The following is a 23,254-nucleotide window of genomic DNA, read 5'->3' on the forward strand; positions in this document are numbered from 1 at the left end:
CCCGCGGAGCGGGTACCACATCGCTGCGCGATGTGCAAGCGAAACGGATTGCTTCGCAATCCGTGAAGGCGCTTCGCGCCTTCAATTCCCTTGCTTCGCAAGGGAATTGTATTCTCGCTTCGCGAGAAGGACCATATCGCTGCGCGATATGCAAGTGAAACGCCTCGCTTTGCTCGGCGTGACGGAGTGCTTCGCACTCCGGGTCCGGCAAGCCGGGCCCAATCCTTCCGCTTCGCTCCAGGATTGACGGAAAGTCAATGGGGGTGCTGCGCAGTCCTATTGAGGCCCTCCGCTTCGCTCCGGGCCCCGGGCCGCTACGCGGCCCGAATCGGCTGCCGGGGCAGCGTAAGTGACGGTGCGTGAGGGTCATTGAAACGGGGTGTTTGATGGCTCGATTCTAGCATGTTCGACCACTTCCGGTCAGTCTCGGCAAGGTGCGTGCGTCAAATGCTGTGCCCAGTTAAGCTATGGAACCAGAAGCACCCCCCGATACGGGGTTCAGGGCCGAATCGGCAGAAGCTCACCGGCCCGCTGGACCACGGATGCGGGACGCTCCGTGGAACCGTCCGGCTCACTTCTCAGACTACCAACTCCCTTGTGATCTGGGAGTTTCAGTGCCAGGGAGGGTACCGGAACGCCCGTTGGACCAGCGGTGAAAGGCAGCTCGGATATGCCGAAGAAGGAACTGTTCCCTCATCAGGTGGAAGCGGTCGATGCCGTTGTCCGCCATCTCGAATTGTCTGCAACTCAGAAAATGCCCCCGGAGGGGTTGCGCACGCAGGTGATCGCTGCTACGGGATCGGGGAAGACTCTGATCGCCGTGCACAGCGCTCAACAGCTCGGTGCGGACCGGGTGCTGGTGCTCATGCCAACCCTGGATCTTCTGGCGCAGACGGTGGCCGCGTGGCGTGAGGGCGGCCGTACGGGGGCGATGATCGGGGTCTGCTCGCTGCGCGCGGACGAGGCTCCGGGCTTCCCCTGCACCACGGACGTGGACGAACTCGTTGACTGGACACGGGGGTTGAAGAAGGTCACGGTGTTCGCCACGTACGCGGCCGTGGGCCTGGGCACGCTCCAGCGGGCACACGCCGCCGGCCTTCTCAGCTGGTCGCTGATCATCGTGGACGAGGCGCACCGTACGAGCGGTCACGGGGCGAAGCCGTGGGCGGCCGTGCACGACAACGCGAAGATCCCGGCCGACCGCAGGCTCTACATGACCGCCACCGCCCGAGTGTGGGAGGCACCGGAGGCCGGTGAGGGCGGGCGCACCGCGCAGCAGTTGGTGGCCAGCATGGACCCGGACTCGCCGGTGTTCGGGCCGGTGGCGTACAAGCTGACGTTGTCGGATGCCATCGGGTTGGGCCTGGTGGCGAAGTACCAGGTGGTGTGTGTCGACGTGGCCGACCCGAGCCTCCAGGCGGCGCAGCTGCTGGGGATGGAGTCGCGGTCGGACAACGTGCGCGGGACGCGTCTGGCGGCCCTGCAGACGGCTGTGCTGAAGGCGTCTGCGCAGGAGAAGCTGCGCCGGGTCCTGACCTTCCACCACAAGGTCAGTGAGGCGGAAGCGATGGCGGAAGGAGTGCCGGCGGTCGCGTCCCGGCTGTGGGAGAGCGACCCCGACTTCTACCCCGTACCCGAGCGGGTGTGGGCCGCGTGGCTGTGCGGTGAACACTCCCCCGGCTACCGGCGCCAGACCCTGGACGCGTTCTCCTCCGACGTCATCGAGTACTCGCAGAACCGGTGGGAGAACGTCCCGGCCGCGCTACGGGTGCTGTCCAGCGTTCGCGTGCTCGGTGAAGGCGTCGACACGAAAAACTGCGACGCGGTCACCTTCTGCGACGTGCGCGGATCGATGGTCGACATCGTGCAGATGGTCGGCCGGGCGCTGCGGATGAAGCCGGGTGAGGGCAAGGTCGCCAGCCTGGTGGTGCCCGTGTTCCTGGCCCCGGGCGAGTCGCCGGACGAGATGCTCACCTCGAAGGCGTACGACGGGCTGGCCAAGGTGCTGGCCGCGCTGCGTTCCCACGACTCCGACGCGGTGGAACAGTTGGCCCTCTCGCAGGCGCGCAGCCGTCCGGCGGGCAAGGAGACCGGGGAGGGGGAGGAAGGGGCTCAGGAGGGCCCCAGCGCCCCGGCGCGGGAGCTCCTGAAGTTCTCCACCCCCAGGGATCCGGCGCAGCTCGCCGCGTTCGTCTCCTTGCGGATCCTGCGGCCAGAGAACACGTTCTGGCGGCGCGGCATCCAGGCCGCCACCCGGTACGTGAAGGAGTACGGGGACCTGCGGGCGCCGTACTCGTTCGTGACCCCGCAGGAGTGGGCGCCGGCGGGCTTCCCGCTGGGGACGTGGCTGACTGATCAGCGGCGGTTCTTCAACGCGGGGCAGCTCGATGCGGACCGCGCCCAAGAGCTCGATGGCCTCGGCATGGTGTGGTCGCACTTCGACGTCGCGTTCGAGGAAGGACTGACAGCCGCGAAGGAGTGGGCGGCCGTGCACTCCCACCTGCTGCCGCCGATCAGCGCAACGTGGAACGGCTATCCCGTCGGGGCCTGGGTGAAAAACCAGCGGACCGCCGCCAAGCTCGCCGACGCCAACGCCGCACGCCGCGAAGAGGGGCTGGAGGTTCAGTCGTCAGCCGGGGCACTCACCCAGGACCGGCGCGACGCCCTGGAGGACATCGACCCCGCCTGGTGCCCAGCCTGGGACACCGGCTGGCAACGCGCCTACCGGCTGTCCCGCCTGCGGATCGAGGCCGGCGGCACCCTCCCCCTCACCCCGGGCCAGGTGACCGTCCAGGGCGAAGACCTCGGACGCTGGGTCCAGGCGCAGCGGCTCGGGTGGGACAAGCTCGCCACCGGCCAGCAGTGGATGCTTCAGAACATGCTCGGGCTCACCCCGGCCCGGGAGGACGAGCAGCCCGTGAAACGCACCCAGGCCGACAAATGGGCACTCAACATGGAAGCCGCCCAGCAGTTCCACGCACGCGAAGGCCACCTGAACGTGCCGCGCAAACACCTCGAACAAATGGACAGAGACGAAGCCGGAGTGAAGCTCGGCATGTTCATCGACAACACCCGCCGACGAGCCGACAAACTCACCCCCGAACGGCACGAGGCGCTGACCGCACTCGACATGCGCTGGACATGAAGGGGACTGTCGCGATGAGCACCGAGCAGCACGACGCGTACGGGGAAGAGCTGTCCCGCATCAGCCGGCACCAGCGTGATGCGGTGACCGCACGCCTGCGGCTATTCGAGGTGCTAGTCCCGTACTTCGCAGGTCACCGTTTCGGGTAACCGCCGCGCTTGATCACAGTCCGAAACCGACCACTGCGGAACGGAAGATGACACCCGGACGACCAGGCTGATCATTCGCTGGCCGTCTGCGATCTGTTGACCTTCACGAACGGGCGACCTGCGAAGTACGAGGCTAGTAGCCGGGGCGGGGGTGTCGTCGGCTGAGCCGGACGAGCTGGTCTCGCTGCTGGAGGCCGGCGCGGTGGCCGGGGCGCACACCGGGGTTGCCGAGTGCGAGGGCAGCGCCCCGCGTGGCCGGGGGCAGGCTTTCGAGGACGGCTGGTTCGACGGAGTGCGCGCGGTCACGGGCGAGCTGCTGCGCATCGCCGACTTCACCGCCTCCCAGCGCGGGCGTGCCACGTCCAGCGCCCAACTGCTCGCCCACCTTCGGCAACCGGCCCCCAGCGCACCGCAGACCCCGGCGGGTCCGGCCCCGGCGCTCGACGCGGAGGAGATTCTGGCGGCGGCGCAGCGGTGCACGTGGGCCTGCACCGACCCGGACCACTTCTTCGTTCCCGATGCCTCGAGCGAGATCCTGGCCGTGGCTCTCAGCGCCGCGCGCGAGGACGAGCGGGCCGACTACGTGCAGCGCCTGGAGGCGTTCGCGAGACCCGCACCCTCGAGGCTCACCACCTCCTCAAGCTCGAACTCGCCTGGGCCGCGCGCGCCGCGGGCGCCCACGCCGAGTTCAAGGTACGGGCGCCGGACGGCTCCTGGCGGATCGCGCTGGAAGCCCGGCTGTCGCCCATTACCGATACGGACACCGCGGCCCGTCCGTGGGCGTCAGCGCCGGTCGGCGCTCAGTCCGTTCATGGTGAGGTCGAGGAGGCGTTCGGCCTGCTCGCGCTGTTCGGGCTTCGCCGAGGTGAGGGCGATGCCGGTGAGGGCGGCGAACATGTCGGACGGGCCGATGTCGGTCCGGATGGTGCCGGCGGCGGTGGCGGCGTCGAGGAGCGCTGTCAGGGCTTCCAGGATCATGTCGTGGCTCTGGGCGTAGGGGTTGACGCCCGTTTCTGTGACGCTGCGGAGGGCTTCGGCCATGCCGAACTTGGCCGTCGCGTAGTCGATGAAGCGGCCCATCCAGGCGCGCAGGGCTTCGCGCGGGGGCAGCGTCGCCAGGAGCTCGGGGCCGGCGTCGCACAGCCGTGCCAGTTCGTTGCGGTAGGCCGCCTCGATCAGGACCTCCCGGGTCGGGAAGTTGCGGTAAAGGGTGCCGGAGCCGACACCCGCCTCCTTGGCGATGCGTTCGAGGTGCGCATCCAGCCCCTGTTCGGCGAACACCCGCACCGCTGCGGACAGGATCTTTTCCCGGTTCCGCTGGGCGTCGGCCCTCAGCGGTCGCCCGGTGTCCCTGGCCATCCACGCTCTCCTCACGCTCGCGACGGTCACATTTGCTAAGTGGGGGCATCTCCGCTTACGCTTCATGAAAGTGGCGGCGCCTCCGGTTTCACTCTACGGGACGCGCCGTACCCACGGCTTACCCGCCCGCCCTCGGACCGAGGGCGGCTCGCCCCCCATGTACAGGCACCCACCCGCGCGCCGGGTCGGCTCGCGCTGCGCACAAACGGTTTCAGGAGAAAAATGAGCCTCACGCTCGAAGGAAAGACCGCCGTCATCACCGGCGGCGCGTCCGGCGTCGGCCTGGGCATCGCCCAGGAGTTCGCGGACCACGGCGCCAAAGTAGTCATCACCGACCTCCAGCAGTCGGCGCTGGACCAGGCAGTCGCCGCGATCGGGCCGAACGCCTCGGGATTCGTCGCGGACGTCACCAAGCTCGCCGACATGGAGTCGATGTACGCGCACGTCATCGACCGGTACGGACGCCTCGACGCCGTCGTCGCCAACGCCGGCCTCGGAGCACACGCCCCTCTCGGATCGATCACCGAGGAGCAGTTCGACCGGACCTTCAACGTCAACGCCAAGGGCGTGCTGTTCACCGTGCAGCCGGCCATCCCGCTCCTCCCGAGCGGCGGCACAATCGTCATCATCGGGTCGACGGGCTCCATCCATGTCCCGCACGGCATGGGCCTGTACGGCGGCTCCAAGGCCGCCGTGCGCGGCTTCGTCCGCGCCTGGATCCAGGACATCAAGGGGACAGGCATCCGGATGAACGTCCTCAGCCCCGGCGCGGTGGACACCAAATCCCTGCGGCGCGCCCTGGCGATGGCGCAGGGCCCCGACCAGGTGGACGCCGGAGTCAAGGCGATGGGCCAGGACAACCCGACCGGGCGGATCGCGGACGTGCGGGAGATCGGCAAGGCCGCCGTGTTCCTGTCCAGCGACGCCTCCAGCTTCATCACCGGCGTGGAGCTCTTCGCCGACGGAGGCATGGCCCAGGTCTGAGCTGTCCGCCGGCCGGCCCCGCCCACTACGCCAGCCACGATCTCCGCTGGCAGCACACAGAAGAACCCACAGGTGTACGGCGACACGAAACCGCGCGTCTGGGCCGGACACCTGGTAACCGCAGCCACGGCGCCGGACCCGGGCCCGGCGCCGTGCCCGCTCCCTGCCGGCACCGCCCAGGTTCCCTGGTCCGGCACCAGCACCGGCCCGCATCGATGTGGGCTTCCCCGGTCCTCTGCCAAGGCGACAAGAGGCTCCGGTTCCCACCGCAGCTGGCCAAGCCATCACCCGCCGGCGGCGCCGCCCAGCAGTGCACTGGGGCCGCCAGCCTCACCTGACCCGGTATCCCCCGGTATCCCTTTCATCGGCCTCCGGCCGGAACAGGACCACCCTCATGCCGTTTTCCCCATCCCCTACCCACACCGGGCCGCCGGCCGCGCGCCACAAGAGCCCAGTCCTGAGGCCCGCCAACGCCGGCCGGGCGCCCATCGGCATCGCGATCGTGCTCGTCGCGCAGCTGATGCTCACCCTCGACACCACCATCGTGAACGTCGCACTCCCCAAGATCAGCACGGACCTCGGGTTCAGCCCGTCGTCACTGTCGTGGGTCCTCAACGCCTACACCCTGGCCTTCGGCGGACTGCTGCTCCTGGGCGGGCGGCTCGGAGATACCTTCGGGCGCCTGCGGGTCTTCGAAATCGGTCTCGCCGTCTTCACCGCTTCCTCCCTGCTCGGCGGCCTTGCCCAGTCCCCGGCAATGCTGATCGCAGCCCGCGCGGCCCAGGGCATCGGCGCAGCTCTGGCAGCGCCAGGCGTACTGGCCCTGGTCACCACCAGCGCCCGCGACGAAGCAGGCAAGAACCGGGCCCTGGCTCTCTTCTCAGCGGTCGGCGTCGGCGGCGGCACCCTCGGTCTGGTGCTCGGCGGCCTGGTCACCGAGTACGGCTCGTGGCGCTGGACCATGTTCGTCAACGTCCCGATCGGTATCGGCGTCCTCGCCCTGGCCCGGCGGTTCGTCACCGAAACCCCGCGCAACCGGGGCCGCTTCGACTTCGTCGGCGCCATCGCCGCGACCGGGGCAGCGGTAGCGGTGGTCTGGTCCCTGATCGGCGCCCCCGAAAAGGGCTGGACATCCCCACAGACCATCGGCGGCCTCGCGGTAGGCGCCGTGCTCCTGGCCGTGCTGGCCGTGACCGAACGCCGCGTCACCCACCCCCTGCTTCGGCCTGACCTGCTCCGCAGCCGGCGCAGGCTCGGCGGGCTGGCGATCCTCACCCTGGTCTTCGGCTCACAGATCTCGACGTTCTTCCTGGTCGTCCAGTACGTCCAGCAGGTACTCAACTTCAGCCCCCTCAAGGCCGGCCTGGCGTTCCTGCCGATGACCGTCGGCATCTTCGCCCTCTCTCGCGTCACCCCCCGCCTGGTAGGACGCTTCGGACAGGCACCGCTCCTCATGCTCGGCACCCTGGGACTGACCGGCAGCTTCGCCTGGCTCAGCAACATCGACACCTCCAGCAGCTACTTCCCGGCCGTCTTCGGCCCCCTGCTGCTCAACGGCATCGCCGCCGGACTGACGTTCATGCCCGCGGCCTCCCTGGTCGTCGGCGGCGTCAAGCCCGAGCACGCCGGATCCGCATCCGGTCTGCTCCAGACCACCCAGCAGCTCGGCGGCGCGATCGGACTCGCCGTGGTCGTCTCGGTCTACGCCGCAGGCGCCGAACCCGGCGCGTTCGTACCCGGCGCCCACGCCGCGTTCCTGACCACCGCCGCATTCACCCTGACGGCGTTCATCGTCACCGTGCTCGCCCTACGCCCCAGCCGGCACAGGGCCGCACAGAGCGCCTGACCGCGGCCCTGCGCCCGGGCGGTCTGATCGTCGCCGGCTTCGGCCTGGACAAGGCCCACCTGCCGGTGCCGCCCAGCATCACCCTGTCGGAGTACGACGCCTGCTGCGCCGCGGCCGGCCTCACCTTCGTCGACCGCTTCGCCACCTGGGACGCCGACCCTTACGACGACGGCGGCTATGCCGTCAGCGTCCACCGCCGGTGAGGTTCAGTGCGTGACTTTCGGCACCTTACAGGCCCGGCGAGCCGGGCCGCCCATGCCTCGAACAGGACGAACCGGACGGTGTCGGCGTGCCGTTCCGCGGCGGCGGACCTGCGCCGGGAGGCGCAGGGCACTGTTACTCGCCCTGCAGGAGTCGGGCCAGCTCGCCGGTGATCGTCTTCGCCGGCCATTTCGGGCTCGCTTGAGCACCGAGTCCGTAATGCTGGCCGCGGCCACGGACACCGCCTCCTCCCCATCCACCGGCAGTACCCGCAATCTTCCCCGCCCGGGGCCGGTCCATCGAGGCCCCGGCCCGGCGGTCTACAGCCCGCTCCCGCACGCGGACGGTGACGCGGCGGGCAGCTGCTCAGGACGTCATCAGGCGGTCATAGCGCTCGACCTGCTGGGCCAGGTCGTCTTCGGGGATGCCGGTGAAAGCGCTCATCTGGGCGTAGGACAGGCCGCTTCGGCGTCCGACCAGCGCGAGCTCCCACAGGGCTTGGTTGATCCGGGCCCTGGCGGTACCGAGGGAGACCATGCCCAGCTCGACGCCGTCGGTGGCCGGCACAGTGCCCTCGATCTTCAGCTCGGCCAGCTGAAGCACCGCGCAGGTGATCAGGTCGGTGACGAACTCCGGCATGTCGGAGGGGACGCCTGCCGCCCAGGTCCGCTCGTGTGGCTCCGGTGAGCCGGCGTCGGCGTGCTGGGAGCGGCGATCGGTGATGTACTCCCACACCCACCGGTAGGACACCGGGAGCCCGTCGGTGCGAAGGTTCAGCTCCTCATACAGATCGAAGGCCGAGCGGCGCTCCTCGGGTGCCTTGGCCTGGTCTTCTTCCAGCAGCGCATCCAGGAACTGACGGGCCTGGTCCAGGCCCTCTTCGTCGGCCGGGAGGGAATGCGGCAGGGGCAGCACGGTCGAGATCGCCTCCTTGACCGTCGCTCTGGCCACGCCGTGCCGGGCGGCCAGGGAGCGGGGCAGCCTGTCGCCCGCGCGGTGGTCACGGCGGATCGCTTCGAACAGTTCTGTCCCGGGCTCGGCCATCGTCTACTCCCTATGTGTTTGGGGGCTGGTTGGGCGCTTACCCGCCTCATGCTGCCCGGCCCGGTGCTGGTGTACTGCCCGCGCTGCGGCGCACGGCGGTGGGCCGCCTGGAACGCGAGGTGGTCGCGGCAGAGTGCCGCTTCGGGCCCGGTGCCTGGTGCTCGTGCAGACCGCAGGCGTGGGCTGCTTCGGTCACGGCCCCGTGGTCCCAGGGGCTCAGCCGCAGCGGGAGATTGCTGTGCTGGCGCCCTTCCAGTTGCCCGAAACGGCGGGCTGCTTCGAGCAAGTCCACCGCCCAGGACGGGGCCGGGCGTTCTGGGCCACGGGCCGGCGGGGCCTTGTGGGCGGCGGGCAACTGCAGCTGCGTGGCCGGGCAGCCGGTGAAGATGCGCACCGCCAGCGCCGCGGCGTGAACGGGATGGGCGATACGCGTATGGAGCCGGTGCGCGAGGAGCGCGGTGTGCTCGTCGGGCTCGGGCGGGAAGCGGCCGGCGGCGGGCAGCGGGAGCACCGCGCGGCCCAGGCGGCGGACCGCTGCCTCGATGTGGCCGCGGCCGGGCGTACGGCGGGTGGGCAGCAGGAAGCACGGCTCGCCCTCGTGGGGCGGGAACTGCTCGCCTGCCTCCCGCCATGCGAACCGGTCGGCGGGCTCGGGCGTGCCCAGGGCACGGTGGGCCGCGGCCAGGGTGTGCGCCTCTTCGTGCGGGAGCGCGGCGAGGGCGGCGGCCAGGGCGGGCGGGAGTGGGCCGTGGCACAGCAGGGTCAGACGGATTCCGGTGAGCTCCCGCAGGGCGAAGAGGTACTCGAAGTGCCGAGAACTGATGCGATGGGCCCGGGTGACGATGACGTGACCGATGCGCAGCGCGAGCGTCCAGGCGGCGACCGCGCGCCAGGCGGTCTCGGTGTTGCCGGTCCAGTACGTGCCGTCCTCGCTGCCGGCCAGCGGGAGGTGTTTGCCCAGGCTGCGCAGCAGGTCGTGGGCCAGGGCGGCGGGAGCGCTCGCCACCGGGGTGGGGTGGACGGTGATACGGCCCAGCGCGGGGGTGTGGGCGGCCAGCGCGGCGGCCATGAAGGCGTGGTCGTCGTGAGGATCGTGCACCACGGTGAGCGGGGGCAGGCCGGGGCGGGTGTGGCCAGGTGACCATGTGGGCTTCCACGAGCCGGTGGTGGTCTCGGACACGGTGGTCGTACGCGGCAACGGCATCATCGCGCTCCGGGTGGTGGCGGTGTGGCAGCGGCGGGCCGACGCGGAGCCGCCGGCGGAGTCTGCGCCGGCCGCAGCGGCGTGGCGGTGGCCCAAGGCTGGGTGGTCGGCGGGGCCGGAGGCGTCTATGAGGGGCTGGCCGGCCAGCCCGAGGGCGAACAACACATCCGGGTGGGGAGTCGGCTGTTCTCCGGCAGGGGCAAGCAGGCGCCGGTTGGCCAGACGCGGGATCCCCTCGGCGGGCAGGTCGGGGGTGAGGCCGCGGGCGGTGCGGTGCAGCAGGCGGGTGAGGGCGGTGGCCTCGCCGGGGGCGAGGGAGACGGCGGTGTGGCCGGTGTTGTGCAGGTTCTGCCGCTGCTTGGGGTCAAGCAGGCCGGGGACGCAGGTCAGGTGGATGGTGGTGTCGGTGTGGATGAGCCGGTGAGGGCTGCTGGGCTGCTCGAGGTGTGCGGCCAGGGTGGTGACGGCGCGCTTCAGGCGGTACGGGGGCCACTCCAAGGCAGAGGCCAGGTCGTCGGGGTGGATGCGATCGGCCTCGAGCAGGGCGGCGTGCAGCACGGTGGCGTGGGTGGCTACCCCTGGGCCCGGGCGGGAGGCGGGCATGGGCTGGAGCAGGAGGGATTCGGGTGAGGTGTTCAGGGCGCGGGCGAGAGGGAACAGAGCTGCGGCGGGGAGGGTGTGCGCAGTGAGGTGGGTGTCCCAGTCGGCGGTGGGTATGCCGGTCAGCGCGGTCAGGTCCTCGTCGGTGAGCCGGCACTGAATGGCGCGCTCGCGCAGGAACATCAGGTCGAACGCGGCCGCGGAAGTGTCGCCGGGCGGCGGTGGCTGGTCGGTCACGTGCGTGACTCCCCAAGGCGCGGCAGGACACCGGGGGTTGGCGGGGCGGGGGTGTGCAGGTACCAGCAGCGGGCGGCGGTGTGCCAGTCATCCCCGGGATGGGGATGGACGAGGGCCGGGATGGCAATGCCTGCGTCGGCGACGAGGGTCTCCAAGCGTGGCGTGGTGCCGAAGCAGTTCGCGAACAGGCCATGGTTATCAGCGGTGCGCCGGGTGCGGCGGCGGAATTCGACGGCAGCGTGCAGCAGGGGGCGGGACGGCGTACAGGTGCCGGGGCCCGGGCGGTACGCCGATGTTGATCCGCGAGTCGCGGTCGATGGCCACGGTGGTGCCGCCCTCGTCGACGCTCGCTATCTGGGTCAGCGACAGCAGCGACTTGTCGGTGCCGGTGAACAGCAGGGCCGCCACCGCGGCGGCGCGCAGCGGGTTGGGCAGGCCCACGGTGATCGTGTGCACGACGCGCGCCGTGATGGGCACGGTGGTGATGCCCGGTCCCGCGCAGTTGGTGAGGTCGTCGGGCACGTTGAGCAGCAGCGAGCGGGCCAGGAAGCCGGCCTGGGCGCCGCGCACGCGGGCCACCGTGTGCTGGACGCTGGGGCTTGAGACGGTCAGCCGGGCCAGGAACAGCCGCAACGCCTCGATCTCCTGCAGGCTGAAGGGGGTGGGATCGGCCGGGCCGCCGGCGGGTTCGGCGGCCTCCGGTTGGGGTGGCTGGGCCGGCAGGCGGGCCAGCCAGGTGCGGGCGGCGGCGTAGCCGGCACGGTACTGGCCGTCGGTGTGTGCGAAGTCGGTGGCGTTCTGGCGGCGCCAGCAGTCCGCGCGGAACGCGGCCACCCCGCTACGGGGCACCGTCGGCAGCGGGTGAGCGTGATCGTGCGGCGGCGGGCCGGAGCGCCGTCCGGCGGCGGCCGGGCCGATCGCCTCGACCAGGACGGCGGCCGCGCCGCGTACGGTCACCACATCCACCAGCCCGACGGCTGTGAGGTGTTCGAGCAGGCGCTGGAAGTCGGCCTGCTCCGGGGCGTGGGCCAGGAGCGTGAGGCGGATGCCGGTGTCCGCGCGCCACGCGGCCAGGCGGCGCAGCCGCTCCACCGTGAGACGGTGGGCGCGCAGGACGATCGCCTCGTGCACGTCGGTGGCCAGGGTCCAGCAGGTCACCGCGCGCCAGGCCGGGTCGGTGGACATCCGCTCCGCGCCCTCGCGGGAGAACCCGTCGCGGCCCATGGCGCGCAGCACGTCCAGCGCGAGGTAGGCCGGGCTGGTGGTGTGCGGGGTGGGATCGACGGTGACTCGCCCGCGGGCGGGATCGGCCCACTGGTAGGCGGCCCGGTGCACCGCGTGGTCATCGTCGCCGTCCAGCAGCAGCCTCACCGGCCGCGCCGCCGGGGCCGCCGACGACGGTGAGGCGGCCGGCGGCCGGGTGGGGGCGGGAGGAAGCGTGGGTGCGGTCATGGGCGCCGTCCGCCGTCGACCCGGTCGGCCACAGCCTGCAGCATGCCCCCATCGGGCTTGCTCGCTCCGGTGGCGGCCAGAGCCCGCTGGGTGTGAAGGGTCAGCACGGCCCAGCGGCGCAGAGCGCCGTCGGCGAGGCGGGCGTCCAGCGCCTTGAGGTCGGCGGGCGCGACGCTCTGCCACACAGGGTGCAAAGCGGAAACCGCCTGGGGGACCTGGTCGCGGGTGAGCGGCCAGATGTAGGGCCAGCCGGCGGTGCGGGTGGCGAGCATCCGCTGAGCGCGCAAGGAGCGTTCGCCGCGCGTCGCGGCGATGAGCACCACGCACAGCCCTTGGGGGAGGTCGTCGTGCAGGAAACGCAAGTACTCGAAGCAGGACGCCGACAGCCGGTGGGCGTCCTCGACCACGACGATCCGCGGCTTGAGGACCAGGGCGCGGCGGATCAGCGTGTCGGCGGCCCCAGGGTCGGCGGGCGCCTCGCCGCGGAGGCCAAGTGCACGGTGAAGGGCGGCGCGCAGGTCCACCGGCGCCGGCTGAGCCCGGAAATCCAGCGGCAACAGCTCACCGAGACGGCGGGCGACGGTGTGGACGGCGAAGGTCTTGCCTACCCCGGCATCACCCAGCACGCACACGAACCGGCCCTGGGCGTAGGCGTCGGCGAGCGCATCGCCCACGGCGAGCATGCCCGGGGTGAGCAGGGTGCGCACACCTGGGGTGTCGAGGAAGTGCAGGCCGGGTGGGGCAGCGTCCTCCATGACGGCGAAGGGCTCGGTTGCGGCGGCCGCGCCCCAGACGGCCGACGGCACAGGCGGGGTGGTCAGCACCGCTTCAGGGCCCAGTCCACGATTGCGTCGTCGACCTTGTCGGCCTTGAAGTGCTCCATGCCCTTGATCACGTGCTTGGTGACCTTCACCCACTCACGGAACGAGCCGAGCGCGTACTGGGTGTCGACCCGCTTCAGCAGCGCCTCCTCCGCGCCCCTCCACACCGGGTGCGAGTCGGGCACGGCCTGGAGGACCTCCTCCTCGGTCATCGCCAGGATCTCCAGGCGGATGTAGATCCGCGAGGCCAGCGCCGGGTCGCTCTGCAGCGTCTCGTACGCCTCCCGGCCACCGACGAAGAGGATGGCGGGCTTGGGGTCGCAGTTGTCCCACAGCTTGCGCAGGAACTCGAAGTTCTCCCGCCGGTACTGCTGGGCCTCGTCACACACGATCACATACGGGCGCCTGGGCAGGGTCTCGCGCAGCAGCTTGTCGAACGCGGTCGGCGTACCCGGCATCTTGCAGCTGAGGTTCATCTGGTGGAACAGTTCCTCGCGCAGGTCCTTCGGCCCCGGGCGGGAACGGGCGAAATCCAGCGGGAGGATCAGATCCGGATTCATCTCCTGGATCGTGGCGCGGGTACCGAAGCTCTTGCCGAGCCCGGCATCGCCGTAGACCACCGACATCGCCCTCGATTCGACGGTGTCGACGACGGTGTCCTTGATCTGCAGCAGCGTGTCGGTGGCGACCAGCGAGGAGTCCTCAAGGCCGAGGAAGAACTGCGGGCGCAGATCCGGGCGACGCGGCGCCGCCGACTCGGGCGGCTGAGGCTGCGGCACAGTGGCGGTGGATGTCATGCGTCCTCCGAAGACGGATCCGAGGGTGCGGTGGCCTGGCCGGGGCGTGTCCAGCCGGCCGGGATGGGGGTCAGGGGCTGATAGGGCTCCGCGCGCCGTCGAGGCGGGGCGGGCAGGGCGGTTCCTTCCAGTTCGGCGCGTGCCTCCTGTTCCGTCATGCGGATGGCGCGGACAGGGATTTCAGGCTGGGTGGAGGGCAGATGGCGTTCCCGCTTGCGTTCGGCGGAGCGTTTCAGGGCCTGGCGCAGGACCTCGCTGTGCTCGTCGCGGTCGTTGAGGACCTTCTCGCGCATCTCCTCGCTGACCTCGTTGCTGAGGAAGGCCCGGCCGAGGTAGCGGTTGCCGCGGAAGGTGTAGAGGTCGATCTCGTGGTCGTGGTGGGGCATCCACCGCAGGCGCAGTTCCAGACCGATGCGTCCCACGCCCTTCTCGGGCATGTAGTAGCGGTTGTTGAACTCGACCCCGTGGCTGGTGATCTTATGGACCTTGTTGTCGCTCTCCAGCATGAGCGCGCGCAGTTCCTCCGGACCGGGCTCCGGCCGGATCTCGGCGGGGTCGGCCAGCCACGCCTGAAGCGGTGTCGTCCCGGTGCGCCCCAGGACGTGCTGGGTGTTGCGCTCCTCGACCCACTGGCGCAGCAGGCCGACGAAGGCTTCGAAGGTCAGCGGCGGGTCCTGGTCGCCGACACGGCGACGGTGGTCGAGCTGGGGTGCCTTGGTGTAGCGGGGCAGGTCGGCGAAGAACCGGGTCATGCTGGTGCGGTTCAGCCGCTCGATCCCGCCCTTGTGACGGGCGCTGCGCACCCTTTCCATAGGTACCCCGAGCAGGCCGAAGGTCCGCCGGACGGTCCTGGACAGGAAGTCGGCGCCGCCGTCGACCCGCACCAGGTGGGGCAGTCCCCCGGCGGGCCCGTAGGGGGGTTCGCGCAACACGGAGGCGCGGACGGCCGCCAGGACCGATCCTCGGTGCGCGGAACCGGCGGTGACCGCCCAGCCCATCACATAGCCGGTACCGCGGTCCTCGAACCACGTCACCCACAGCTTCGACAGCTTCTGATCGGGCATCATCACCACGGTCGGGGCCTGCTTGTGGTCCCCCTCCCACACCTGGTTACGGGCCACCGCCGGGCGCTGGAAGGCGGGGTCGAACCCGCGGGCAGCCGGGATGCCCTCCCGCAGGCCCGCCATGAAACCAGGGTCGAGGTCGCGGGCGATGGCGTCGTGCAGCGTCGTCAGCCCCACCGGCTCCTCCCCCGCCGCCAAGGCGAGACGGGTCAGGTGCTCGTGGGCGCGCTTGACGTTGCCCTGGTAGTCGGCGAGGACATCGATGACCTCTTCGGTAATCCTGAATCGCTTGCGGTCGGGCTTCTCCGTGGAACCGGTCTCCTCGGCCTGCGCCAGCCAGCGCCACACCTGCCGCACGCTCACGTCCACCGACTCGGCGACCAGCTTCACATGAGCCGTCGTCAACTCCCCCGACTCCCGCAGCCTGAGCAACTGCCGCACCGCGGCAGGCCGCAGTTCGTCCCGGTGTCGGCCCAGGCCCGTCTCCGCAGCCTCTGAGGCGTCGTCCAACGTCGTCACCCCAGCGGCCGGGCGGATAACGGCACGGTGACCACGTACAGCCTCCAACAACGAACAACGCTTGCGTACAGGGCAGTTCAGCCAGACACACGTGTGTGACAGATGCGTCTGACACGAGGCTATGAGCTGCGCGTGGGCTTCCACCCCAGCCGCTCACCCGGGCGGGTGACAGCACAACGTTCCCGCCAGTTCGACGGACACGCGTGCTACTGAACCTCGGGACTGCCACGGGAATCTGAACCAGCCAGGCTCCGCGACACCGACACCGACACCGACACCGCGCTCCCCCGCGACACCCGCCAGGAACCACCCGACACACTCCGCACACCCAGACAGCTCCACGAAGACCAGGAAGACGAAGGAGATACGACGAACGTGACACCGGCCGATACAGCCTCACATCACTGCAATGTTCGGAAAACCGTCACCATGATCGACCGATCCAACTGCCCTTGAACAGCACCAATACGCCTACACGTCAGTGACATACAAAGCCGAACATCCCAGTGCCATCACGACCGAACCTCACAACCGCAGTATTCGGCGTCCGAGTCGATGAGTGCCGCGCCAAGGACGACGGCCAGTGTGTCCATCTGACCGGCGTTCATGCTCACCGTGTCGTCAGGGTCCGGGCCGGTGACCGTGATCAGTGCCCGAGCGGGAATGGGAATCTGGCAGTCAAGGCTGCACGTGAGCAGGTGCTCGCCCGGCTCCAGACGGGCCACGAGGGAGACCAGTACGTCCGTGCCCCGCTCGATCAGCGTTGCGATTTCGGCCGGAATCGTCATGCGATTCTTCCTTTGTCTGAGGTGATGTTTTGTTGGGGAGTTCCTGCTCCCCAACAACCCCATTCTATCGAATTCCCGGGCCGTAAGAAAAGAGCGCGCCGGGGATTATTTCAGCCGTTGTTCCTGTGGGGTGCGCAGCGGCCCACAACTCCCGAATTGCAGGGGAAGTTAGCAGCGCTCGGCACGCGGCACGGGCTGTCGGCCCGCAACGCGGGCCGTTTCCCTGGCAGTTGGAGCGAAGCGTAGACAGCCCGCCCGGGCGAAAGCCCGGGCGCGGTAAGCGCAGCGAACCGCCTCACCTGCACAGCGCGCAGCGCTGGGGCACCCGCTGCGCGGGGAAAAGATTTACTGTGATTCAGGGCCCGAGAATTCCGGGCGCTGCGCCCGGGGATAAGGGTGCGGCTGGTGAAAGTCACCCAAGGGTGTCGGCCCGGAGCAGGAACTCCGGCCGAACGCTTCACCAGCCGCTGCTCCATCACCTCAAGGAGCACTCCCAGGGTACGGCAGTTACGCCCCGGTTCGGCCAGCTGGCGCCGTTCTCCCCCACGGCCCGCCCGCCGGGCCGCCACATCCACAGCACAGCGCAGCGCCCGGCCGGCTCCCCGCAGACCGCCGCCCAACCACACCACCCACCACACACCACCAACACCCAGGTACAGAAAGGCAGGCAGACGAGGGGAAGTCAGCACGACGGAAGCGCCGAACAGGGCTGCTGAGCAGGGGAAACGCGGACTCACCACGAAGAGCGCCGCAAGTGATGGTGCAAGGAATGGTGCAAGGAATGGTGCAAGGGATGCCGCAAGTAATGGTGCAGGTGATGTTGCCAGAGCCTGAGTGGAGGAGTATGATTATGAATGTAGGAACGAGCGGACGGCAAACCGCTCGAACCGTCGGCCGGAGCGGCAACTCCGGCCGACGGCTCCAACCCACCAAGGAGTCACATTGGCAGTCACGAAGGCCCGCAGCCGTCGCCCGCGCAGCACCCCGGAGGAGCGCGCCGAGAAGCAGGCCACCCGAGTCGCCGAACTCAAGGGGCAGTTCGATGCGGCGGTGGCCCAGTTGGTCACCACCGACTCGTGGCGGACCATGCTGGACGGCGCGATCCACCTCCACCGGTACAGCTTCCGGAACATGCTGCTGCTCCTCTCACAATGCCCGCAGGCGACCCAGGTCGCCGGTTATCGCGAGTGGCAGAAGCGCGAGCGCCACGTGCGCCAGGGTGAGCGCGCGCTGTGGATCCTGGCCCCCATGACCGTCCGCGACACCGACAGCGATACCGCCAAGGGCAGCACCGACCAGGACGACGACCGCCGCCGGGTGCTCTACCGGCCCGTCCCCGTGTGGGACATCACCCAGACCGCCCGCAACGACGGCAAGCCCGACACGGTCGCACCCGGCGCGCCCAGGCTGACCGGTGACGCCCCCGCGAAGATGTGGGACAACCTCGCCGCCCACGCCACCTCACTCGGCTACACCCTCGAGCAAGGCGACACCGGCACCGCCAACGGATGGACCAACCCCGACACCCGCACGGTACGAGTCAGCGACACCCTGAACGACGCCCACGCCGCCAAGACCCTCACCCACGAAGTCGCCCACATCCAGTGCGAGCACGTCACCGACATGGACGAGTACCAGCAGCACCGGGGCCTGATGGAGACCGAAGCCGAGTCAGTCGCCTACGTGGTGTGCGCAGTGTTCGGCCTTGACTCCGCCGCCTACTCCGTCCCCTACGTCGCCGGCTGGGCAGGCACCACCCCCGAGGACGTCCACAACACCATCAAGGCTGCCGGAAACCGGGTCATGACCGCCGCAAAGACCATCCTTGCCGCCGTCACCCTCACCGACCACACCGACGACGCCACGGACGACCAGCCCGAGCAGTGACCACCCCGCCAAGGAGAACCCCCATGGACACCACCGAGATCACGTGGGATGACCGCCAGTACCCCGTACCCGACACCCTCCCCGCCCCACCCAGCTTCACCGGCGCGCAGCAGGTCACGCGGCAGTTCGCCGACACCGTCGCCACATGGGGACACACCATCGTCAACGTGACGTACCTCGAGGAGACCGCCACCGACGCGAACGGCCGCCCTACGAGGCACACCGGCCCCCGCGCCACCCGCGCCGAGTTCACTGCCGACGGCCACGCAGTGGTCATCCGCCACGACCTCCAGTCCAGTTGGAGCGAAAGCCCCTGGACAGTCACCGTCGACGGCCAGCCCCAGGAGTACCCGCCCCTGTACCGGCTGACGTGGCCCGAGCGCGTCCGGATGCTCGCCCTGACCGTCCACCGCGCCGAGCGCTGACCACCCCACCGGGGCCCGGTCACCCGGGCCCCGCCCCACCTCTCTCAGGAGCTGTCGGCGTACGGGCTGTGGTGCACAGGCGCGTACAGGCTGATGTACAGAGCTGAAGTGCGGGACAGCGTGGTGCGGCCGGGGCCGCCCGACTCCGAAGTGTTCGGGGTAGGAGCCGCCGTCAAGGGCGCCCTTTGGGCGTCGCTGCCGCGATGGCCCTGCGGGCCACCCTTGACTGCGCCACCTACCCCTGGATCGGCTGGTTATCGGGCGGCCCCTCCGCTGTGGCGTACGACCGCCTCTGTACATCAGCCTGTACATGGCTCTGCAGATGGACATGTACGCCGACAGGAGCACCCGGAAGCTCAGCAAGGCCCAGCGACTCGCGATCACCACCTCCACCGGCGCACCGGTCAAGGCCCGCTCCAACACTCTCGCGTCCCTGGTTCGACTCGGCCTGGCCTTGGCGCGAAGCGCCGCTGACGCCGTAGGCCCCCTACAGGTAGGTCGGGCGGGCGGGACGGATGCGTGAGGGTGGGACACCGAGTCTGTCAGGCGGCGGCCCGGTGCGTCGGCGCCTGTTCAAGTGCGGCCCCTGCGTCAATTGAACGCAGGGGCCGCCGACCGGTCCGGTCAGGCCGGGGTCACTCGTCCGCGCTGTGGCCCGGCGCGACCAGGCCGGTCTCGTAGGCGAGCACCACGGCCTGCACCCGGTCGCGTAGGCCGAGCTTGGCGAGGATGCGGGCGACGTGGGTCTTCACGGTCGCCTCGGACAGGTGCAGGTGCGCGGCCAGTTCGGCGTTGCTGAGGCCGCGGGCGATCAGCCGCAGTACCTCGGACTCGCGGGCCGTCAGCGTGGCCAGGCCGCGGTGCTGCGCGGCCTGGTCTTGGCCCGCCGGCAGCGGGGCGTCCTCGCGCCGGGCGAAGCGGGCGACCAGGCGCCGGGTGATGGCCGGGGCCAGCAGCGCGTCGCCCGACTGGACCATGCGGACCGCCGAGATCAGGTGCTCGGGGCTGACGTCCTTGAGCAGGAAACCGCTCGCGCCGGCGCTCAGGGCAGCGTAGACGTACCGGTCCAGGTCGAAGGTGGTCAGGATGATGACCCGGGGCGCGCTGTCGCCACCGGACGCGAGGATCCGACGGGTGGCCTCGAGACCGTCCAGCTCGGGCATTCGGATGTCCATCAGCACCACGTCGGGCCGAGTGCGGCGGACCGCGTCCACGGCCGCCAGGCCGTCGTTCGCCTCCGCTGCGACCTCGATGCCCTCGGCGGCGAGGATCATCCGGAAGCCGGTGCGGACCAGGGCCTGGTCGTCGGCGATCACGACACGCGGCGGGGTGGTCACATGCTCTCCAGGTGGTTCAGGGGAATTGACGCCTTGACGCGGTAGCCGCCGGTCAGCCGCGGGCCGGTGGACAGGCTCCCGCCGTGGAGGGCGAGGCGCTCGCGCAGTCCGACCAGGCCCCTGCCGCTGCCGGTGGTGGCTGCCTCACCCGGGCGCCCCTCGGTGTTGACGATCTCGACGGACAGCTCTCGCGGGCCGTAGTCGACGTGGATGACGGCGCTCGCGCCGACGGCGTGCTTGACCATGTTGGTCAGCGCCTCCTGGACCACCCGATAGGCCGTCAGTTCCACGCCGGGTGGCAGCGCCCGGCGTTGCCCCGTGGTGCGCAGCTCGATGTGGATGCCGGTCAGGCGGATCCGTCCGACCAGGGCCTCCAGGCCGTCGACTCCCGGCTGCGGGGTGAGGTCTGCCTCGGCGGCCGGATCCTCACCGGAGCTGTCCATCGTCAGCAGCCCCATGACCTGGCGCAGGTCGGTCATGGCGGCGCGGCCGCCCGTCTCGATCGCCAGCAGCGCCTCCTTCGCCAGCGCGGGGTCCTTGTCCAGCACCATGCGGCCGGCTCCGGCCTGGATCACCATCACGCTGACGTTGTGGGTGACCACGTCGTGCAGCTCGCGGGCGATCCGGGAGCGCTCGTGCTCGACGGCCTGGCGCAGCGCCTCGATCTGGTCCAGCTTCAGGGCCCGCAGGCGCGCCCGGCTCTCCTCGGCCCGACGCGCCCACACCCGGTGCCCGACGGCCGCCACCACGACCGGGAACAGCATCAGCGCGCCCACCAGGCCGTTTGGGAAGTGCGGCAGCTGGGCCTGGGAGAACAGGCCCACCAGCACCGCGCCCGCGAACGGCAGGCTCGCCAGGGCCAGTTCGCGGTAGGGGGTATAGGCTCCCGCGCTGTAGAGGGCGATCATCGTGACCAGGCAGGTCGCGAAGAGCACGTCCGGGTAGGCGTGGCGCAGGAGCAGAGCCGTGGACAGGGCCAGCTGCGCCCACAGCGCCGCGAGCGGAGTCCGGCGCCGCAGTCCCAGCGGAGCGGCGGCGAGCGCCGCGAGCAGTGTGGACCACAGGGGGCCGGTTGGGGCGTTGGGGGCGTTCACGCTGTAGCGGACCGCGACGAGCGCGAACACGAGCGCGAACACGAGCGCGACGGCGGCGTCGACGAGCTGCCGGCAACGTGTCAGCCGGGGGAGTGCGGTCGTCGGGCGGGTCAGGGCGGCGGCCCGCCGGCCCAACCGCGCGAGCCGGGATTCCGGTTCCTCTTCCGGCGGTGGCCCGGGGATGTCGCCACGGCCCCTCTGACCTGCGGCGTCCGGCCCGCTGTCCAACCTGTACATCTCCCGACTACATCCCAAGGATGATTCCGCAGGCCATCGTCCGCGCGGGGTACCGGAAATGGCTCCGGTGGCCGACGTGGCCGATCATCTCCCGACCCTAGCGTTGAGGCAGTTAGGAAGAGACCACGAGAGGGAGAGAAAGCGATGACCGAGCCTGTGATCGAACTGAGCGGGGTGAACCGTCACTTCATCGACGGGCCGGCGGCCTTGCGCGATGTGTCGCTGACTGTCCACGCAGGTGAGGCCGTGGCCATCCTCGGCCCGTCCGGCAGCGGCAAGTCCACCATGCTCAACATGATCGCGGGCCTGGACCGTCCCGACTCCGGAACCGTCACGGTCGCCGGTGTTCGCGTGGACAAGCTCAACGAAGCCGGAGCGGCCCGCTACCGCCGCAACAAGATCGGCATGATCTTCCAGTTCTTTAACCTCCTCGACGACCTCACCGTCCTCGACAACGTGGTGCTCCCGGCGGAGATGACGGGTATGGCCCGCGGAGAGGCGCGCAAGCACGCCACCGGGCTGCTGGAGACGCTCGGCATCGCCAAGCACGTGCGCGCCTACCCGGGCCGGCTGTCCGGCGGTGAGCGCCAGCGCGTGGCGGTGGCGCGGGCGCTGATGAACCACCCAGCGCTGCTGCTGGCCGACGAGCCCACCGGAGCGCTGGACTCCGCCTCCGGCGAGGAGGTGAAGGCCCTGCTGCGGGAGCTGCACGCCGACGGCCAGACCATTGTCATGGTCACCCACGACCTCACCCTCGCTCAAACCTGCGCCACCCGCACCGTCCGCATCGTCGACGGCCAGATCGCCTCCGACACCCGCACCCACCCCCCGGCCGCGGACACCCGGGTGGAGGTGGCCCGATGAGCGCCCTCGGCAGGGTGATGCGCGCGGGCGTGCGGCGGCGCCGGGTGCAGACCGCCGTCACCGGCCTCGCCGCGATGATGGCGGTGACCGCCTCCGTGCTGGGCGGTTCGCTGCTGGTTGCCTCCAACGCCCCTTTCGACCACGCCTTCGCGCGGCAGAACGGTGCCCACCTCACCGTCCAGTTCGACCCGTCCAAGGCGACCGCGGACCAGGTCCGCGCCACCGCGCACGCAGCTGGCGTGACCGTGACCTCCGGTCCCTTCCCGACCGCCTCGGTCAACCCCACCGGCGGGCCCGGGCTGGACCTGCCCGCGGGCATGACCATGACCTCCATGGCGTTGGCCGGCCGTGCCGACCCCGGCGGCGCTGTCGACGACGTCACCCTGACCTCGGGCCATTGGCTTTCAGGTGCAGGACAGATCGTCGTATCGGCTGACTACGGCGGCCCGCAGCTCTCCGTCGGGCAGAGGGTGGACTTCCCCAGCGCCTCCGGTGGCACCACCAAGCTGCAGGTCGTCGGGATCGCCCGGTCCGTCAGCCACACCGCCGACGGCTGGGTCGCTCCCACGGAGATTCCCACCCTGGCCGCGAAGGGCAGCAGCACCGGCCTGCAGATGCTCTACCGCTTCGCCGACGCCGCGACCGACACCCAACTCGCCACCGACCGCGCCGCCGTCGCCTCCCAGGCCCCGGCCGGCTCGCTGAACGGCACCCGCACCTGGCTCAACGTCAAGAACAGCAACAACAGCAGCACCGGGATCTTCATCCCGTTCCTGACCGCCTTCGGTCTGCTCGGCGTCCTGATGTCGGTGCTGATCGTGGGGAACGTGGTCGCCGGCGCCGTCGGTTCGGGCACCCGCCGCATCGGCATCCTCAAGGCCATCGGCTTCACCCCCGGTCAGGTAGTGCGCGCCTACATGGGCCAGGCGCTGATCCCCGCGGTCATCGGCACCCTGCTCGGCGCCGTCCTCGGCAACCTGGCGGCCGGTCAGGTACTCGCCGCCACCGAGCAGATCTACGGCACGACCTCGCTGACCCTCGCCCCTGCCGTCGACATCGCGGTGATCGCCGGCGCGCTGCTCATGGTCTCGGTGACCGCCCTGGTCACCGCGCTGCGCGCCGGTCGGCTGCGCACCGTGGACGCGCTGGCCGTCGGCCGCACGCCCCGGTCCGGCCGCCGCCGGCGCGCCGCTCGGATCG

General features: G+C 70.4%; 20 protein-coding genes and 1 pseudogene. 10 read left to right on the plus strand and 11 right to left on the minus strand.

The genetic code is table 11. The features are described from left to right. Positions 1-670 precede the first annotated feature (670 nt). Positions 671-3,145 carry a DEAD/DEAH box helicase gene (locus tag EFK10_RS31715; protein ID WP_127359101.1) on the plus strand — a complete coding sequence of 825 codons (2,475 nt, stop codon included), beginning with the start codon at positions 671-673 and terminating at the stop codon, positions 3,143-3,145. Positions 3,146-3,159: 14 nt separating this feature from the next. Beyond that, positions 3,160-3,294, plus strand: a complete 135-nt coding sequence (locus EFK10_RS52325) for a hypothetical protein (RefSeq protein ID WP_265737578.1) — start codon at positions 3,160-3,162, stop codon at positions 3,292-3,294. Between the two features lie 133 nt (positions 3,295-3,427). Here the strand turns inward: EFK10_RS52325 and EFK10_RS31720 are convergent, their stop codons facing one another. Both EFK10_RS31720 and EFK10_RS31725 read right to left on the minus strand, forming a co-directional pair. After that, a complete protein-coding gene (locus EFK10_RS31720; RefSeq protein ID WP_127359102.1) occupies positions 3,428-3,667 on the minus strand; it encodes a hypothetical protein in 240 nt (79 codons plus the stop codon). A gap of 410 nt (positions 3,668-4,077) precedes the next feature. Continuing rightward, positions 4,078-4,653, minus strand: a complete 576-nt coding sequence (locus EFK10_RS31725) for a TetR/AcrR family transcriptional regulator (protein ID WP_127359103.1) — start codon at positions 4,651-4,653, stop codon at positions 4,078-4,080. Between the two features lie 222 nt (positions 4,654-4,875). On the opposite strand from EFK10_RS31725, the gene EFK10_RS31730 reads away from it, so the two are divergent. The 3 genes and pseudogenes from EFK10_RS31730 to EFK10_RS31740 form a co-directional block, all read left to right on the plus strand. After that, positions 4,876-5,637, plus strand: coding sequence for an SDR family NAD(P)-dependent oxidoreductase (locus tag EFK10_RS31730; protein WP_127359104.1), 762 nt, complete (start codon positions 4,876-4,878; stop codon positions 5,635-5,637). A 394-nt stretch (positions 5,638-6,031) separates the two neighbouring features. Then, positions 6,032-7,483: an MFS transporter gene (locus EFK10_RS31735; protein WP_127359105.1), complete on the plus strand. Its 1,452-nt coding sequence runs from the start codon at positions 6,032-6,034 to the stop codon at positions 7,481-7,483. Continuing rightward, positions 7,477-7,686, plus strand: a pseudogene (locus EFK10_RS31740) (SAM-dependent methyltransferase); the annotation flags it as partial. The gene EFK10_RS31735 and the pseudogene EFK10_RS31740, both read left to right, overlap by 7 nt. A 364-nt stretch (positions 7,687-8,050) precedes the next feature. Here the strand turns inward: EFK10_RS31740 and EFK10_RS31750 are convergent. The 7 genes from EFK10_RS31750 to EFK10_RS31785 all read right to left on the minus strand — a co-directional run bounded on the left by EFK10_RS31750 (position 8,051) and on the right by EFK10_RS31785 (position 16,210). Then, on the minus strand, positions 8,051-8,728 hold the full coding sequence (locus EFK10_RS31750) for a helix-turn-helix domain-containing protein (RefSeq protein WP_127359106.1): 678 nt from the start codon (positions 8,726-8,728) through the stop codon (positions 8,051-8,053). Positions 8,729-8,774: 46 nt separating this feature from the next. Further along, entirely contained in the window at positions 8,775-10,769 is a 1,995-nt protein-coding gene (locus tag EFK10_RS51120; protein ID WP_240677597.1) for a hypothetical protein, read from the minus strand. A gap of 198 nt (positions 10,770-10,967) precedes the next feature. After that, positions 10,968-12,221, minus strand: coding sequence for a carboxymuconolactone decarboxylase family protein (locus tag EFK10_RS31765; RefSeq protein WP_240677598.1), 1,254 nt, complete (start codon positions 12,219-12,221; stop codon positions 10,968-10,970). Then, the gene (locus EFK10_RS31770) at positions 12,218-13,045 is read right to left on the minus strand and encodes an ATP-binding protein (protein ID WP_127359107.1); all 828 of its coding nucleotides are present in this window, start codon (positions 13,043-13,045) and stop codon (positions 12,218-12,220) included. Before EFK10_RS31770 ends, EFK10_RS31765 begins: the two co-directional genes overlap by 4 nt. Then, positions 13,039-13,839 carry an ATP-binding protein gene (locus EFK10_RS52330; protein WP_127359108.1) on the minus strand — a complete coding sequence of 267 codons (801 nt, stop codon included), beginning with the start codon at positions 13,837-13,839 and terminating at the stop codon, positions 13,039-13,041. Before EFK10_RS52330 ends, EFK10_RS31770 begins: the two co-directional genes overlap by 7 nt. Then, positions 13,836-15,422, minus strand: a complete 1,587-nt coding sequence (locus tag EFK10_RS31780) for a Mu transposase C-terminal domain-containing protein (protein ID WP_240677599.1) — start codon at positions 15,420-15,422, stop codon at positions 13,836-13,838. Before EFK10_RS31780 ends, EFK10_RS52330 begins: the two co-directional genes overlap by 4 nt. Before the next feature lie 512 nt (positions 15,423-15,934). Next, positions 15,935-16,210, minus strand: coding sequence for a hypothetical protein (locus EFK10_RS31785; protein ID WP_127359109.1), 276 nt, complete (start codon positions 16,208-16,210; stop codon positions 15,935-15,937). Positions 16,211-17,152: 942 nt separating this feature from the next. On the opposite strand from EFK10_RS31785, the gene EFK10_RS31790 reads away from it, so the two are divergent. The 3 genes from EFK10_RS31790 (at position 17,153) to EFK10_RS31800 (ending at position 19,045) form a co-directional block, all read left to right on the plus strand. Beyond that, positions 17,153-18,097, plus strand: a complete 945-nt coding sequence (locus EFK10_RS31790; RefSeq protein ID WP_206305658.1) for an ArdC family protein — start codon at positions 17,153-17,155, stop codon at positions 18,095-18,097. 23 nt (positions 18,098-18,120) lie between these two features. Continuing rightward, on the plus strand, positions 18,121-18,522 hold the full coding sequence (locus EFK10_RS31795) for a hypothetical protein (protein WP_127359110.1): 402 nt from the start codon (positions 18,121-18,123) through the stop codon (positions 18,520-18,522). Positions 18,523-18,832: 310 nt separating this feature from the next. Next, positions 18,833-19,045, plus strand: coding sequence for a hypothetical protein (locus EFK10_RS31800; RefSeq protein ID WP_127359111.1), 213 nt, complete (start codon positions 18,833-18,835; stop codon positions 19,043-19,045). Positions 19,046-19,157: 112 nt separating this feature from the next. On the opposite strand, the gene EFK10_RS31805 is transcribed toward EFK10_RS31800, so the two are convergent. Both EFK10_RS31805 and EFK10_RS31810 read right to left on the minus strand, forming a co-directional pair. After that, on the minus strand, positions 19,158-19,859 hold the full coding sequence (locus EFK10_RS31805) for a response regulator (protein ID WP_127359112.1): 702 nt from the start codon (positions 19,857-19,859) through the stop codon (positions 19,158-19,160). Beyond that, positions 19,856-21,190, minus strand: coding sequence for a sensor histidine kinase (locus tag EFK10_RS31810; protein ID WP_127359113.1), 1,335 nt, complete (start codon positions 21,188-21,190; stop codon positions 19,856-19,858). Before EFK10_RS31810 ends, EFK10_RS31805 begins: the two co-directional genes overlap by 4 nt. A gap of 144 nt (positions 21,191-21,334) precedes the next feature. On the opposite strand from EFK10_RS31810, the gene EFK10_RS31815 reads away from it, so the two are divergent. Both EFK10_RS31815 and EFK10_RS31820 read left to right on the plus strand, forming a co-directional pair. After that, positions 21,335-22,054 (plus strand): ABC transporter ATP-binding protein, encoded by a 720-nt coding sequence (locus EFK10_RS31815; protein ID WP_127359114.1) that lies wholly within the window; start codon positions 21,335-21,337, stop codon positions 22,052-22,054. Then, a partial coding sequence (locus EFK10_RS31820) for an ABC transporter permease (RefSeq protein ID WP_164836230.1) occupies positions 22,051-23,254 on the plus strand: 1,204 nt, incomplete at its 3' end. The genes EFK10_RS31815 and EFK10_RS31820, both read left to right, overlap by 4 nt.

The organism is Streptomyces soli (assembly GCF_003999195.1).
Classification (GTDB): domain Bacteria; phylum Actinomycetota; class Actinomycetes; order Streptomycetales; family Streptomycetaceae; genus Actinacidiphila; species Actinacidiphila soli.

Bases quoted from the DNA above. Each gene is read 5' to 3' on its own strand.
- EFK10_RS31810 (WP_127359113.1), bottom strand. From the start codon at position 21,190: ATGTACAGGTTGGACAGCGGGCCGGACGCCGCAGGTCAGAGGGGCCGT.
- EFK10_RS31735 (WP_127359105.1), top strand. From the start codon at position 6,032: ATGCCGTTTTCCCCATCCCCTACCCACACCGGGCCGCCGGCCGCGCGC.
- EFK10_RS31725 (WP_127359103.1), bottom strand. From the start codon at position 4,653: ATGGCCAGGGACACCGGGCGACCGCTGAGGGCCGACGCCCAGCGGAAC.
- EFK10_RS31765 (WP_240677598.1), bottom strand. From the start codon at position 12,221: ATGACCGCACCCACGCTTCCTCCCGCCCCCACCCGGCCGCCGGCCGCC.
- EFK10_RS31730 (WP_127359104.1), top strand. From the start codon at position 4,876: ATGAGCCTCACGCTCGAAGGAAAGACCGCCGTCATCACCGGCGGCGCG.
- EFK10_RS31715 (WP_127359101.1), top strand. From the start codon at position 671: ATGCCGAAGAAGGAACTGTTCCCTCATCAGGTGGAAGCGGTCGATGCC.
- EFK10_RS52330 (WP_127359108.1), bottom strand. From the start codon at position 13,839: ATGACATCCACCGCCACTGTGCCGCAGCCTCAGCCGCCCGAGTCGGCG.
- EFK10_RS52325 (WP_265737578.1), top strand. From the start codon at position 3,160: ATGAGCACCGAGCAGCACGACGCGTACGGGGAAGAGCTGTCCCGCATC.
- EFK10_RS31815 (WP_127359114.1), top strand. From the start codon at position 21,335: ATGACCGAGCCTGTGATCGAACTGAGCGGGGTGAACCGTCACTTCATC.
- EFK10_RS31785 (WP_127359109.1), bottom strand. From the start codon at position 16,210: ATGACGATTCCGGCCGAAATCGCAACGCTGATCGAGCGGGGCACGGAC.
- EFK10_RS31795 (WP_127359110.1), top strand. From the start codon at position 18,121: ATGGACACCACCGAGATCACGTGGGATGACCGCCAGTACCCCGTACCC.
- EFK10_RS31800 (WP_127359111.1), top strand. From the start codon at position 18,833: ATGGCTCTGCAGATGGACATGTACGCCGACAGGAGCACCCGGAAGCTC.
- EFK10_RS31750 (WP_127359106.1), bottom strand. From the start codon at position 8,728: ATGGCCGAGCCCGGGACAGAACTGTTCGAAGCGATCCGCCGTGACCAC.